The sequence below is a fragment of the Microbacterium sp. 70-16 genome (genome assembly GCF_001898315.1).
In the GTDB taxonomy this organism is placed as follows: Bacteria; Actinomycetota; Actinomycetes; order Actinomycetales; family Microbacteriaceae; genus Microbacterium.
Window position 1 is genome coordinate 229291 of the sequence record NZ_MKTQ01000028.1, and the last position, 13902, is coordinate 243192.

Annotated in this window: 10 protein-coding genes; 5 read left to right on the top strand and 5 right to left on the bottom strand. The window is 71.7% G+C overall.

The genetic code is table 11. From position 1 onward, the window contains the following. The first annotated feature begins 53 nt into the window (after nucleotides 1-53). Nucleotides 54-2096, top strand: coding sequence for a bifunctional aldolase/short-chain dehydrogenase (locus BGO46_RS13210; RefSeq protein ID WP_292675281.1), 2043 nt, complete (start codon nucleotides 54-56; stop codon nucleotides 2094-2096). After that, nucleotides 2093-3523, top strand: a complete 1431-nt coding sequence (locus BGO46_RS13215) for a rhamnulokinase family protein (protein WP_292675284.1) — start codon at nucleotides 2093-2095, stop codon at nucleotides 3521-3523. Before BGO46_RS13210 ends, BGO46_RS13215 begins: the two co-directional genes overlap by 4 nt. A gap of 127 nt (nucleotides 3524-3650) precedes the next feature. On the opposite strand, the gene BGO46_RS13220 is transcribed toward BGO46_RS13215, so the two are convergent. Then, nucleotides 3651-5699 carry a beta-galactosidase gene (locus BGO46_RS13220; RefSeq protein WP_292675287.1) on the bottom strand — a complete coding sequence of 683 codons (2049 nt, stop codon included), beginning with the start codon at nucleotides 5697-5699 and terminating at the stop codon, nucleotides 3651-3653. 69 nt (nucleotides 5700-5768) lie between these two features. Between BGO46_RS13220 and BGO46_RS13225 the strand changes: the two genes are divergently transcribed. From BGO46_RS13225 to BGO46_RS13235, 3 genes are all read left to right on the top strand, one after another. After that, nucleotides 5769-6374: a TetR/AcrR family transcriptional regulator gene (locus tag BGO46_RS13225; RefSeq protein WP_292675290.1), complete on the top strand. Its 606-nt coding sequence runs from the start codon at nucleotides 5769-5771 to the stop codon at nucleotides 6372-6374. A gap of 116 nt (nucleotides 6375-6490) precedes the next feature. Then, entirely contained in the window at nucleotides 6491-8059 is a 1569-nt protein-coding gene (locus BGO46_RS13230; protein WP_292675293.1) for a carboxyl transferase domain-containing protein, read from the top strand. Nucleotides 8060-8061: 2 nt separating this feature from the next. Continuing rightward, a complete protein-coding gene (locus BGO46_RS13235; RefSeq protein WP_292675296.1) occupies nucleotides 8062-10287 on the top strand; it encodes a biotin carboxylase N-terminal domain-containing protein in 2226 nt (741 codons plus the stop codon). 123 nt (nucleotides 10288-10410) lie between these two features. Here BGO46_RS13235 and BGO46_RS13240 read toward each other — a convergent pair whose 3' ends face one another. From BGO46_RS13240 to BGO46_RS13255, 4 genes are all read right to left on the bottom strand, one after another. Then, on the bottom strand, nucleotides 10411-10785 hold the full coding sequence (locus BGO46_RS13240; protein ID WP_292675299.1) for a type II toxin-antitoxin system VapC family toxin: 375 nt from the start codon (nucleotides 10783-10785) through the stop codon (nucleotides 10411-10413). Then, nucleotides 10782-11024 carry a ribbon-helix-helix protein, CopG family gene (locus BGO46_RS13245; RefSeq protein ID WP_292675302.1) on the bottom strand — a complete coding sequence of 81 codons (243 nt, stop codon included), beginning with the start codon at nucleotides 11022-11024 and terminating at the stop codon, nucleotides 10782-10784. The genes BGO46_RS13240 and BGO46_RS13245 overlap by 4 nt, the downstream gene beginning before the upstream one ends. A gap of 222 nt (nucleotides 11025-11246) precedes the next feature. Then, nucleotides 11247-12260 carry a zinc-dependent alcohol dehydrogenase family protein gene (locus tag BGO46_RS13250; protein WP_292675434.1) on the bottom strand — a complete coding sequence of 338 codons (1014 nt, stop codon included), beginning with the start codon at nucleotides 12258-12260 and terminating at the stop codon, nucleotides 11247-11249. A 118-nt stretch (nucleotides 12261-12378) separates the two neighbouring features. Then, nucleotides 12379-13791 (bottom strand): MFS transporter, encoded by a 1413-nt coding sequence (locus BGO46_RS13255; RefSeq protein ID WP_292675305.1) that lies wholly within the window; start codon nucleotides 13789-13791, stop codon nucleotides 12379-12381. Between the last annotated feature and the right edge of the window lie 111 nt (nucleotides 13792-13902).

Below are 13902 nucleotides of genomic sequence, written 5' to 3' on the forward strand. Positions count from 1 at the left end.
TCCGCACGCCGATTACGACCCGTTCAGACGGACGAACAGCCAAGGAACCCACCATGACCTCCGCACCCTCCACTCCCGAGACCCTCATCGCGCGCAGCAACCGCCTGGGCGCCGATCCGAAGAACACGAACTACGCCGGCGGCAACACGTCGGCCAAGGGCACCGAGATCGACCCCGTGACGGGCGAGCCCGTCGAGCTGCTGTGGGTCAAGGGCTCGGGCGGCGACCTGGGGACCCTCAAGCCCGCGGGCCTTGCGGTCCTGCGCCTCGACCGCCTGCGTGCGCTCACGGGCGTCTACCCCGGCGTCGACCGCGAAGACGAGATGGTCGCCGCCTTCGACTACTGCCTGCACGGCAAGGGCGGAGCGGCCCCCTCGATCGACACCGCGATGCACGGCCTCGTCGACGCCGCGCACGTCGATCACCTGCACCCCGACTCGGGCATCGCGATCGCGACCGCCGCCGACGGCCCGGCACTGACGACGCAGATCTTCGGCGACAAGGTCGTGTGGGTGCCGTGGCGCCGACCCGGCTTCCAGCTCGGACTCGACATCGCCGAGATCAAGGCGCAGAACCCGCAGGCGATCGGCTGCATCCTCGGCGGCCACGGCATCACGGCGTGGGGCGAGACGAGTGAGGATGCCGAGGCGAACTCGCTCTGGATCATCGACACCGCCGCCGCCTACATCGCCGAGCACGGCAAGACCGCCCCGTTCGGCGGCATCCGCCCCGGTTTCGAGGCGCTGCCGGAAGCCGAGCGGCACGCCCGCGCGGCGGCCCTGGCCCCCACGATCCGCGGGATCGCGTCGACCGACAAGCCCATGGTCGGCCACTACACCGACTCGGCCGTCGTGCTCGACTTCCTCGCGTCTGAGAAGGCGCCCGCGCTCGCGGCCCTGGGCACGAGCTGCCCCGACCACTTCCTGCGGACGAAGGTCAAGCCGCTCATCCTGGATCTGCCCGCGACGGCATCCCTCGACGAGCAGCTCGCCCGCCTGCACGAGTTGCACGCCGAGTACCGCGCCGACTACCAGGCGTACTACGACGCGCACGCCACGAGCGAGAGCCCCGCGATCCGCGGCGCCGACCCGCTTATCGTGCTCGTGCCCGGCGTCGGCATGTTCAGCTACGGCGCGAACAAGCAGACCGCACGCGTTGCGGGCGAGTTCTACGTCAACGCCATCAACGTCATGCGTGGCGCCGAGGCGCTCTCGACCTACACGCCGATCTCGGATGCCGAGAAGTTCCGCATCGAGTACTGGGCGCTCGAAGAGGCGAAGCTGCAGCGGATGCCGAAGCCCAAGTCGCACCAGGGGCGCATCGCGTTCGTGACGGGTGCCGCATCGGGCATCGGCAAGGCGATCGCGTCGCGGCTCGCCGCCGAGGGCGCGTGCGTCGTCGTCGCCGACCTCGACCTCGCCAAGGCGCAGGCGGCCGCGGCGGAGCTCGGGACCACCGACGTCGCGATCGGCGTCGCCGCCAACGTCGCCGACGCGGGCGCCGTGCAGGCCGCGATCGACGCAGCGGTGCTCGCCTTCGGCGGCATCGACCTCGTCGTCAACAACGCGGGACTCTCGCTGTCCAAGCCGCTGCTCGAGACCACCGAGAACGACTGGGATCTGCAGCACGACGTCATGGCGAAGGGCTCGTTCCTGGTGAGCAAGGCCGCGGCATCCGTCCTCATCGCGCAGCGTCTCGGCGGCGACATCATCTACATCTCGTCGAAGAACTCGGTGTTCGCGGGCCCCAACAACATCGCCTACTCGGCGACGAAGGCCGACCAGGCGCACCAGGTGCGGCTGCTCGCCGTCGAGCTCGGTGAGCACGGCGTGCGTGTGAACGGCATCAACCCCGACGGTGTCGTGCGCGGTTCGGGCATCTTCGCGTCGGGCTGGGGCGCCAACCGCGCCGCGACTTACGGCGTCAAGGAAGAAGACCTCGGCCAGTTCTACGCCAACCGCACGATCCTCAAGCGTGAGGTCGTGCCCGAAAACGTCGCGGACGCCGTGTACGTCCTCACCGGTCCCGAGCTCAGCCGCACGACGGGCCTACACATCCCGGTCGACTCGGGCGTCGCGGCCGCGTTCCTGCGATGAGCGCGGGCGGCGCCGTCGCGGCGGTCGATCTGGGCGCGACGAGCGGGCGTGTCATCGTCGGCCGCGTCGGGCCCGACACCCTCGAGACCACGACGGTCGCGCGCTTCCCGAACACTCCGGTGTTCGCCGGCGACGGGCTGCACTGGGACATCCTGGGCCTGTACGGCGCGGCACTGGAGGGCCTGCGCGAAGCGTTCCGCGGGGCGCCCGAGATCGCGTCGATCGGCATCGACTCATGGGCCGTCGACTACGGCCTGCTGCGCGGCGGGCGCCTGCTCGGCAACCCTTTCCACTACCGCGACGCACGCACGGCGCGCGGCGTCGCGACGGTGCACGAGCGCGTCCCGCACGCCGAGCTCTTCGAGCGGGGCGGCCTGCAGTTCCTGCCGTTCAACACCCTGTACCAGCTCGTCACCGAGCCGGCCGAGATCCTCGAGATCGCCGACACGGCGCTGCTGATCCCCGACCTGCTCGCGTACTGGCTGACGGGCGTCGCGCGCGCCGAGGTCACGAACGCCTCGACGACGGGCCTACTGCGCTGGACCGACCACGCGTGGGACGACGCGCTCATCAGCGCGCTCGGCCTGCCCCGGGGCATCCTGCCCGCGCTCGTGACCCCCGGCGAGCGCCTCGGCCCGCTGCTGCCCGAGGTCGCGACCTCGCTGGGCGGCAGTGCCGACGTCGTCGCGGTCGGCTCGCACGACACGGCGTCGGCGGTCGTCGCGGTGCCGATGCAGGCGGATGCCGCGGCGTACATCTCCTGCGGCACGTGGGGCCTGGTCGGTGTCGAAGTCGCCCGGCCCGTGCTCACGACCGCGGCCCTCGCGGCGAACTTCACGAACGAGGGCGGCGTCGACGGACGCGTGCGCCTGCTGCACAACGTGATGGGCCTGTGGGTGCTGAGCGAGACGGTGCGCGGCTGGGAACGCGAGGGTGCCGCGATCGACCTGCCGACGCTGCTGGATGCCGCGGCGGACGTCCCGGCATCCGCCGTGCCCGTCTTCGACGTCGACGACCCGCGCTTCCTGCCGCCGCGCGATGTCGCGGGCGACATGACCACCCGCATCGACGCGTGGTGCGCCGAGCACGACGTCGCCGCGCCGCGCACGCGCGCCGAGTACGCCCGCTCGATCGTCGAGTCGCTCGCGCAGGCGTTCGCGCAGACCGCGCTGACGGCGGGGCGCCTCGGCGGCGTCGACGTGCGCACGATCCACATCGTCGGCGGTGGCGCGCTCAACGCCCTGCTGTGCCAGCGCACGGCAGACCGCGCGGGAGTCCCGGTGCTGGCCGGCCCCGTCGAGGCGACCGCGCTCGGCAACGTGCTCGTCCAAGCGCGCGCGGGCGGCTTCGTCGACGGATCGCTCGAGGCGCTGCGCGACCTCGTCGCCCGCACGCACGCGCCGCGGCGGTTCACGCCGCGGGCGTAGCGCCCCGCCTCGCGCCGCGCTTTCTCGCCGAGTGCGCCGGTTCCGGCCGAGTGCGCCGGTTCCGGCCGTGCCGCAGGCGGCGCACTCGACACCACCCGGCGCACTCGATGCGGGCCCCGCGCCCGGGCTACGCCGGCACGACCTCGCGCCGCGGATCGGCGGTGAGCACCTGCGTGCCGGCGAGCACGACGACCGCGCGCGGGGCGACCTCGACCTCGCCGGCCTCGGTCGCCGCGACGACCGGCTCATCGGTGCGGTTGGCGAGGAACACGAACCGCTGCTCGGATGCCTCGCGCACGATCACCTCGAGACGGCCGTCCGCCGCGAGCGGGTGCGCCTGCAGCGCGACCGTGTCGGCGGCGAGGCGCTCGATGAGCGCCCGCACCCCGTCACGGCCGAGGTCGGCCGACACGTAGGTGGCCGTGCCGTCGCCGACACGGCGGCGGGTCACCGCCGGTGCACCGGCGAGATCACCGTCGGCGTAGGTGTCGAGCACCTCGGCATCCACCCCCACGCGCACGATGCGCTCGGTCCACTGCGTCGCGGCAGCGCCGGATACCAGTCGCACGGGGGCATCCGGCAGCAGCGGCACGAACTCTTCAACGGTGATGCCGAGCAGGTCGCGCAGCGCGCCCGGGTAGCCGCCGAGCCACACGCGGTCGTGCTCGTCGACGATGCCCGAGAAGAACGTCGTGATGAGGTGACGGCCGCCCCGCACGACCGCCTCGAGGCGCGTGCGCAGCGCGTCGGGCACGACGTGCAGCATCGGCGCGATCACGACGTCGTAGTCGTCGAATGATGCGCTCGCGGGCAGCACGTCGACACGGTTGCCCGCGTCGAGCAGCGCGCGGTACCAGTTCAGCGTCTCGACGTCGTAGCGCAGTTCGTCGGTGGGGTGCGAGTCGCGCTCGCTGACCCACCACGACTCGTAGTCGAATACGAGCGCGACGCGCGCGCGCTCGCGGCGCGAGCCGGTGACGGGCGCGAGCTCCTTCAGCTGCGCGCCGAGGCCGACGACATCGCGGAAGACCCGGCTGTCCGGCCCCGCGTGCGGCACCATCGCGGAGTGGTAGCGCTCGCCACCCGCGCGCGACTGCCGCCACTGGAAGTAGCAGACGGCGTCGGCGCCGTGCGCGACGTGCGTGAGGGCGTCGCGCACGAGCTCACCCGGCCGCTTGGGCGTGTTGACCTCACGCCAGTTGACGGCGCTCGTGGCGTGCTCCATGAGGAACCACGGGCGGCCACCGGCGATGTTGCCCGTGAGGTTCGCCCAGAACGACAGGTCATCGCGGCCGAACTCACCCGGACGCAGATAGTGGTCGTTCGAGACGAAGTCGACGTCGCCCACCCACGTCGTGTAGTCGATGTCGCGCACATTCTGCGCGACCATGAAGTTCGTCGTGCGCGGGATGCCGGGGCTCACCTCGGCGAGCACCGCCGCTTCCGCGCGCAGGTGGTCGCGCACCGCGTCATTCGAGAACCGCGTGAAGTCGAGCTGCTGCCCGGGGTTGCGCTGCGTCGGGGCGACACGCGGCGGCAGGATCTGCTCCCAGTCGGTGTAGTGCTGCGACCAGAAGGCCGTGCCCCACGCGGCATTGAGGGCGTCGAGCGTGCCGTAGCGCGAGCGCAGCCAGACCCGGAACGCGCGTGCCGCGTCGTCGGAGAAGTCGTATAGGTTGTGGCATCCGAGCTCATTCGAGATGTGCCAGGCGACGACGGCGGGGTGGTCGGCGTAGCGCTCGCCGAGCGCGCGCACGAGCCGCAGCGCGTACTCGCGGAAGATCGGCGAGGTCGGCCGCCAGTGCTGACGGGCGCCGGGCGAGAGCACCGTGCCGTCGATCGTCTGCGGCAGGATCTCGGGGTGCAGCTGCGCCATCCACGGCGGCGGCGAGGCGGTCGCCGTCGCGAGGTCGACGTCGATGCTGCCGGCGTGCAGCAGCTCGATGACCTCGTCGAGCCACGAGAAGTCGAACTCGCCGGGACGCGGCTCGAGCAGCGCCCACGAGAAGATCCCGAGCGAGACGATGTTCACGCCCGCCTCGCGCATGAGGCGCACGTCTTCGTGCCACACGTCGCGCGACCACTGTTCGGGGTTGTAGTCGGCGCCGTAGCGCATGCGCCCGGGGCCGAGCTCTCCGTCGTTTACCCAGCGGTAGGTCTTCTCGTCTGCTGCCATGCGTCCATCGTAACCCAAATCCGTGCACATGCACGGTTTACCCATCACAGGCCGGTACGATCGGATGCCATGAGCACAGCACCGGCCGCACGCCGCGGGCCGTATGCCAAGACCGCCGAGCGTCGCAGCGAGATCATCGCGTCGGCGACGGCGGTCTTCAGCGCGCACGGTTACCAGGGCGGATCGCTGCGCCAGATCGCGAAGCAGCTCGACCTCAGCCTGACGACCGTCATGCACCACTTCCCCACGAAGGTGTCACTGCTGGCGGCCGTGCTCGAGCAAGAGGATGCCGCCGACCCCGACTTCGCCGAGCGCTCGCGCCGCGACGGGTTCGTCCCCTCGATCCTCGGAATCGTGCGCCGCAACCTCGGCCGGCGCGAGCTCGTGCGCATGTTCTCGATCGTCTCGGCCGAGGCGACCTACCCCGGCCACGAAGCGCACGCGTGGCTGCAGCGGCGCTACGCGACCGTGACGGCCGACTACGCCGAGCTCATCGCGCACGACGTCGCGGCCGGCCGGCTTGCGCCCGCCGGCGGCACGGCCGACGCGGTCACGCTGGCGGGGCTCGTCGTCACCGGGTGGGAGGGCATCCAGATCCGCTGGCTCGCCGACGACACCGACCCCGTCGCCGCGATGGATGCCCTGCTGCACGCGCTGCTGCGCCCGCGCGGCTGACGCCCCGCCCGCGGTCGAGGAGCGCAAACGGCTCTGTTTCGACCCGAAACGCGACCGTGTGCGCTCCTCGAATGGGAACCCTCGACAACTCAGTTAATGAACGCTAACCTGACGGCATGTATCCAACGACGGATGCCACCGACTACCGCGCACTCGTGGACGAGTTGCGCGCGCAGCGCGCTCGCGCCGCGCGGGGCGGCCCCGAGGCATCCCGTCGCCGGCACCTCGAACGCGGCAAGCTGCTCGCCCGCGACCGCGTCGATGCCCTCCTCGACCGCGGATCGCCGTTCCTCGAGCTCGCGCCGCTGGCCGGGTGCGACCTCGGCGACGAGTGGCCGTCGGCGGGAGTGGTCGCGGGGATCGGACTCGTGCACGGCCGTCACGTCATGGTCGTCGCCAACGACGCGACCGTCAAGGGCGGCACCTACCACCCGCTGACGGTCAAGAAGCACCTGCGCGCGCAGGAGGTCGCCGCCGAGAACCGCCTGCCGTGCATCTACCTCGTCGATTCGGGCGGCGCGTTCCTGCCGATGCAAGACGAGGTCTTTCCCGACAAAGAGCACTTCGGCCGCATCTTCTACAACCAGGCCCGGCTCTCACGCGAGGGCATCCCGCAGATCGCGGCCGTGATGGGGTCGTCGACCGCGGGCGGCGCGTACGTGCCGGCAATGAGCGACGAGACCGTGATCGTCCGGCGGCAGGGCACGGTCTTCCTCGGCGGGCCGCCCCTCGTGAGGGCCGCGACGGGCGAGATCGTCAGCGCCGAAGAGCTCGGCGGCGGCGACACGCACGCCCGCATCTCCGGAGTCGTCGACCACCTCGCCGACGACGACGCGCACGCCCTGCGCATCGTGCGCGACATCGTCGCGACCCTGCCCGCCGCGGCGCCGCTCGCCGGCCCGCCCACGCCGGCAGCAGAGCCCGAGGCATCCGCCGATTCGCTCTGCGACCTCGTTCCGGTCGAGCTGACGACCCCCTACGACGCCCGCGAGATCATCACGCGGCTCGTCGACGGCAGCCGCTTCGACGAGTTCAAGCGCGAGTACGGCGAGACGCTCGTGACGGGGTTCGCGCGCATCCACGGGCACCGCGTCGGTATCCTCGCGAACAACGGCGTGCTGTTCAGCGAGTCGGCCCTCAAAGGCGCGCACTTCATCGAGCTGTGCGACCAACGGGGCATCCCGCTGCTGTTCCTGCAGAACATCACGGGGTTCATGGTCGGCCGCGAGTACGAGCACGGCGGCATCGCGAAGCACGGCGCGAAGATGGTGAACGCCGTCGCGTGCGCGCGGGTACCCAAGCTCACCGTCGTCGTGGGCGGCTCGTTCGGCGCCGGCACGTACTCGATGTGCGGCCGTGCGTACTCGCCGCGATTCCTGTGGCTGTGGCCGGGCGCACGCGTGTCGGTCATGGGCGGGCCGCAGGCGGCATCGGTGCTTTCGACGGTGCGCAGCGAGCAGCTGGATGCCGCGGGCACGCCCTGGACCCCCGAAGAGCGCGCCGCATTCGAGCAGCCGATCCGCGAGCAATACGAGCGCCAGGGCAGCCCCTACTACTCGACGTCACGCCTGTGGGACGACGGCATCATCGCCCCCGATGAGACCCGCGACGTCCTCGGCCTCGCGCTCGATGTCGTGATGCGCGCGCCGATGGAGCCGGTCGGCTACGGCGTCTTCCGGATGTGACCATGACCGCTTCACGCCCCTTCGACACCAACCTCTTCGACACCGCTCTGTTCGACACCGTGCTCATCGCGAACCGCGGCGAGATCGCGGTGCGCATCATCCACACGCTGCGTCGCCTCGGCATCCGCTCGATCGCCGTGTACAGCGAGGCGGATGCCGGTGCCCTGCACGTCCGCGAAGCCGACGAGGCCGTGCGGCTCGGCCCGGCTGCGGCGGCGGAGAGCTACCTGTCGATCGACCGCGTGATCGACGCCGCGCGACGCACGGGCGCGCAGGCGATCCACCCGGGGTTCGGGTTCCTCGCCGAGAACGCCGCGTTCGCGCGCGCGTGCGCCGCGGCGGGCATCGTCTTCATCGGGCCGACGCCAGAGTCGATCGAGGCGATGGGCGACAAGATCTCGGCGCGTGCCGCCGTCGAAGCGCGCGGCGTCGCGACCGTGCCCGGGCTCGCGCGGGCGGACCTGACCGACGCCGACCTCATCGCGGGAGCGTCCGCCGTCGGCTTCCCCGTGCTGATCAAGCCGTCGGCCGGGGGCGGCGGCAAGGGCATGCACGTCGTGACGGATGCCACGGAACTGCCCGCCGCGCTCGCTGCCGCGCGGCGCGAGGCCGCGGCATCCTTCGGCGACGACACGCTCTTTCTGGAGCGCTACGTGGCCTCACCCCGGCACATCGAGGTGCAGATCGTCGCCGACGCGCACGGCAACGTCATCCACCTGGGCGAACGCGAGTGCTCGCTGCAGCGCCGACACCAGAAGGTCATCGAGGAGGCGCCGTCGCCGCTGCTCGAAGGGCTCGAGAACGGTGCGGTGCTGCGGGCGCAGCTCGGCGCGGCGGCGTGCGAGACCGCGCGTAGCGTCGACTATGTCGGAGCTGGCACGGTCGAGTTCATCGTCTCGGCGGATGCCCCCGACGAGTTCTTCTTCATGGAGATGAACACCCGTCTGCAGGTCGAACACCCCGTGACCGAGCAGGTGACTGGCCTCGACCTCGTCGAGTTGCAGGTGCGCATCGCCGCCGGCGAGACCCTGCCGGTGAGCCAGGACGACATCGTGCTGACGGGGCACAGCATCGAGGCACGCGTGTACGGGGAAGACCCGCAGGCGGGATTCCTGCCGACGGGCGGGCGGGTGCTGCGGGTCGTGCACCCGGGGCCCGCTGTGGGTTCGGGGGTGGCGGTCGCGCGCCCGGGGCTCCCCGTGGGTTCGGGCGTGCGGGTCGACACCGCGCTCGCCGATGGCCTCGACGTGTCCACCGACTACGACCCGATGCTTGCGAAGATCATCGCGACCGGCACCGACCGCGCCGAGGCGCTACGACGTCTCACCACCGCGCTGAGCTCGACCGCGGTGCTGGGGTTCGAGACGAACCTCGAGTTCCTGCGGCTGCTGCTGCAGACGCCCGAAGTGGTGGCGGGCGACCTCGACACGGGACTGATCGCGCGGGTTTTCGACGCCCTGCCGTTCGCCGAGCCGGATGCCCGGCGCTTCGCCGAGGCGGCCCTCGTGTGGGATGCCGTGGGTTCGGGCGCTCCGCGGGGTGGCGGCGCGACTGGTGTGGGCGGCACGGGTGGCGCGGCTGGGCCGTGGCTGCGGGGCGACGGCTGGCGGCTCGGGCCCGCGGCGGCGCGGCGATGGCGGTTGGAGGCGGGCGGGCGGGAGCGCGTGGTGGCGGTGCGGGGGGCGGCTCATCCGTCCGGAAGTGCGGCTTCGGGGCATCCCACCCCGCCGAACGGGACGGATGAAGCCCGCGTGCAAGTCGACGACGGCCCCGAGTGGCGGGCATCCGTCACCATCGCCGGCGACGGCCACACGCTGGTGACGATCGCCGGGGTCACGCGCCCCGTCGTGTGGGCCGCCGATCCCGATGGGCCGGGCGGCGGCGGGCCGGGCCCCGACGGCTCGGGCGGCCTGTGGCTCGCCGCCGGCGGCGCGACCTTCCGGTTCACCGAGCGGGTTGCGGGCCGCGCGTCGGCGGCGGATGCCGAGGGGTCACCCCAGGTGGTGTCGCCCCTTCCCGGGACCGTCGTACTGGTGCCGGCATCCGACGGAGGTGCCGTGGCGGTCGGCGACCCGCTCGTCGTCGTCGAGGCGATGAAGATGGAGCACGTCCTGCGCGCCGCTGTCGCCGGCACCGTGCGGATCGCCGTCTCCCCCGGCGATCGCGTCACCCGCGGCGCCGTCGTCGCGACGGTCGAACCGCTCCCCACCGCCGCCCCGCCGCAATAACTCAGGAGTTGCGCCCCGGAAACGGCCCACGACCGCCCGAATGGGGCTCGATGCGGGCTCCGTTCCTGAGTTATTGCGGGTGGGCGGTGCATGCCGGCCCCCGCCCGCGGGCGCGAGCGGCGCTCAGTACGGAGCGACAAGCCCCGGGATCATCGGGAAGTGCTTCACGTTGCGGGTCAGCAACGGCACGCCGAGCCCGAGCGCCGTTGCCGCGATGGCCAGGTCGGCGCTGTCGATGCCGCGATGCGACGGCAGCCACTCGCGCCCGAGCGCTCCCGCGCGCTCTGCAACGCCCTCATCAACGGGATGCCACGTGAGCAGCCGCAAGAGTGTGCGCGTCGGCGCTTCCTCCCTCGGGCGCATTCCGGCGAGGACTTCCATCCGAGTGATCTCGCTCGCGTGCAGCGGCCCGCGCCGATGCGAGGCCTGCAGCACGGCGACCGCGGCATCCTGCCCCCGCAGCACGTCGATGAGGATCGACGTGTCGACGAGGGTCATGAGCCGAGTCGCGCGCCGGAGCGCACGCGCTCGACGTACGAGCGCCCGCCCTCGTCGCGGCCGCTCCACGCTCCTGCGACGGCAGCGATCGTGGCTTGCCCCTCCGGCGCGCTCGCGCCACCGTAGACACTCACCACTGCGTTGCGGATGAGCGCCGACATCGACAGCCCCGTGCGCGCGGCCGCCGCATCGAGCAGCCGACGCTCCTCGTCGCCGAGCGAGATCTGCGTGCGCATCATGATGTAAGGCTACATCATAAACCCATCGTGGGCCACCGGCAGTCCGGCGCCAGCACCGCCCCGCCGCAATAACTCAGGACTCGCGCCCCTGAAACGGCCCGCGACCGCCCAAATGGGGCTCACCGCGGGGTCCGTTCCTGGATTATTGCGGTGGGCGGCACGAGCCGAGCGCACCGCGAGCAGCGCGGCGCGCGGCGGCCGCGGCGCGCCCGCGCGCCTGCCTCAGGGCCGCACGAGGGTCTTGATCGCGCGGCGCTCGTCCATGGCGGCGTACGCCTCGGCGATCTCGCTCAGGGGCAGCTCGAGGTCGAAGACGAGACCCGGGTTGATCTTGCGCTGCCACACGAGATCCATCAGGTGCGGGAGGTACGCGCGGCAGTTGGCGGGCCCGCCCTTGAGCCCGACGTTGCGCCAGAACAGCTGGTCGACGGGCAGGTCACCGTGCGGCACGCCGACGATGCCGATGTTGCCGCCGTCGCGCACGCTGCCGACGGACTGCAGTCGCGCGCTCTCGGTGCCGACGCACTCCAGCACGCAGTCCGCGCCGATGCCGTCGGTCACCTCGCGGATGCGCTCGCTGCCGGCCTCGTCGCGCTCTTCGACGATGTGTGTCGCACCGAACTCGCGGGCCACGCGCTGGCGCGCCTCGTGCCGGCTCATCGCGATGATGGTCGTGGCGCCCAGCTCACGCGCGGCGAGGATGGCACACAGGCCCACGGCGCCGTCGCCGACGACCGCGACCGACGAGCCCGGGCCGACGCCCGCGCTGACTGCCGCGTGCCAGCCCGTGCACATGACGTCCGAGAGGGCGAGCAGGCTCGGGATGAGGTCAGCGGGCGGCGCCGCCGGCGTCGCGACGAGCGTGCCGTCGGCCATCGGGATGCGCACGACGTCGGCCTGCGCACCGTCGTAGTGCGACCCGTGCCGGCAGTTGGCGGTCGCGCCCTTGAGGCACAGCGGACACGTGCCGTCGGACGGGTTGAAGCCGCCCACGACGAAGTCGCCGACCTTGATCGTCGTGACGGCAGACCCGACCTCGGTCACGACGCCGCACAGCTCATGCCCGATCGGCGTCGGCCCGTCGACCTTCGAGATGCCGCGGTAACGCCACAGGTCTGACCCGCACACGCACGCGGCGGTGACCTCGAGGATCGCATCGGTCGGCTCGAGCAGCACGGGGCGCGGGCGCTGCTCATAGCGGACGTCGCCCGGCGCGTGGATGACGGCGCCGAACATCGTGCGGGTTTCAGTGACAGTGGTCATGACAGTCCTTTCGAGGGAGCGAACCGAGGAGAGCGAACGGAGAAGAGCGGACGGAGGGAGCGAACCGAGGAAGCGAACGGAAAACGACAGGTCAGCGACGGCGCGTCGCCGGGACGATCGTGAACAGGATGACAGCGGTCGCGATCGCAAGGAAGGCGCTCGCGCCGAGCAGCGCCGTCGAGACCTCGGCCGTGACGGCGGCGGCTCCGGCGGTCGCCGACGACGCTGCGGCCGTTCCGATTGCGACGAGGATGCCCAGGCCCAGCGACGACCCGATCTGGTGGAAGGTGTTGAGCACTCCCGAGGCGGCGCCGGCGTCGGAGGCATCCGCCCCGGCGATGCCGAAGGACGTGAGCGGCGCGAGCGCGAGGCCTTGCCCTGCACCGATCAGCACCATCGGCAGCGCGACTGAGACGAGGTATGAGCTGTCGGCGGTGACGCGGCTGAGCCAGAAGATCCCGGCGAGGGTGACCACGACGCCGACGACGAGGATGATCGTGCCGCCGAACCGGCGGACGAGACGCGGGATCGCAAGCGCGACGACGAAGTTGACGATCGTCATCGGCAGGAACGCGAGCCCCGCCTGCACCGGCGTGAACCCGAACACGAGCTGCAGGAACTGACTCGTGAAGTAGAAGAACCCGATCATCGACGCGAGGTACAGCAGGCGCGTGACGTAGGCGCCCGTGCGGACGGGGCTCGAGAACAGCTGCAGCGGCACGATGGGCTGCGCCGCGCGCGACTCGATGAACACGAACAGCGCGAGCGCGACGAGAGCGAACGCGGCCGAGAGGTAGGGGACGGGGCTGTCCCAGCCGAACTCGGCGCCGAACAGGATCGCGAACACGAGCGCACCGACACCGAGCATCGAGGCGACCGCACCGAGCACGTCGAAGCGGCCCGACTGCTTGCCACCGCCCGGCAGGAACCGCGGGGCAAGCAGCAGCATCGCGATGCCGATCGGCACGTTGATGAAGAATCCGGCGCGCCACGAGAAGAGGGATGCCGCGGCTCCGCCGACGACCATGCCCAGGCTCGCGCCGATGCCCGCCGCCGCGGAGTACCACGCGACCGCGCGATTGCGCTCCTCGCCCTCGAAGCTCGCGGTGATGAGCGCAAGCGACGACGGCGCGACGATCGCCGCGCCGATCCCCTGCAGGGCGCGGGCCGCGATGATGAGCCAGGATGCCGGGGCGATCGCGATCAGCAGCGACGCGGTCGAGAAGATGATGAGCCCTGTGATGAACACGGGCTTGCGTCCGAGCAGGTCGCCGGCGCGGGCGCCGACCAGCAGCAGACCGCCGAAAACGAGCGTGTAGGCATCCTGCACCCATGCCAGCTCGGTCGCCGACATGCCGAACTCAGCCTGCAGACTCGGCAGCCCCGTGAAGATCACCGAGTTGTCCAGGATGATCATGAAGTAGCTGACGAGCACGATCGCGAGCATCGCGCCCTTGTGGAGCGCGCGCGAGGCGACGGTCTGGGTTCCGGTAGTCGTGGTCACACATCAAGTAGACGCGCGCCGTGGCATCCGCGGCAGTGTCGCCCGTGCCCGGTACTGGCGGAACCCCCTTCGCCGCCGCGGCCGCCGCGCGCGCCTACGCCTACGCCTCGC

What these genes read in the sequence shown, in the direction of transcription:
- BGO46_RS13215 (WP_292675284.1), top strand. Translation starts at nt 2,093, where the DNA reads ATGAGCGCGGGCGGCGCCGTCGCGGCGGTCGATCTGGGCGCGACGAGC.
- BGO46_RS13245 (WP_292675302.1), bottom strand. Translation starts at nt 11,024, where the DNA reads ATGATGCGCACGCAGATCTCGCTCGGCGACGAGGAGCGTCGGCTGCTC.
- BGO46_RS13240 (WP_292675299.1), bottom strand. Translation starts at nt 10,785, where the DNA reads ATGACCCTCGTCGACACGTCGATCCTCATCGACGTGCTGCGGGGGCAG.
- BGO46_RS13235 (WP_292675296.1), top strand. Translation starts at nt 8,062, where the DNA reads ATGACCGCTTCACGCCCCTTCGACACCAACCTCTTCGACACCGCTCTG.
- BGO46_RS13250 (WP_292675434.1), bottom strand. Translation starts at nt 12,260, where the DNA reads ATGTTCGGCGCCGTCATCCACGCGCCGGGCGACGTCCGCTATGAGCAG.
- BGO46_RS13220 (WP_292675287.1), bottom strand. Translation starts at nt 5,699, where the DNA reads ATGGCAGCAGACGAGAAGACCTACCGCTGGGTAAACGACGGAGAGCTC.
- BGO46_RS13210 (WP_292675281.1), top strand. Translation starts at nt 54, where the DNA reads ATGACCTCCGCACCCTCCACTCCCGAGACCCTCATCGCGCGCAGCAAC.
- BGO46_RS13225 (WP_292675290.1), top strand. Translation starts at nt 5,769, where the DNA reads ATGAGCACAGCACCGGCCGCACGCCGCGGGCCGTATGCCAAGACCGCC.
- BGO46_RS13230 (WP_292675293.1), top strand. Translation starts at nt 6,491, where the DNA reads ATGTATCCAACGACGGATGCCACCGACTACCGCGCACTCGTGGACGAG.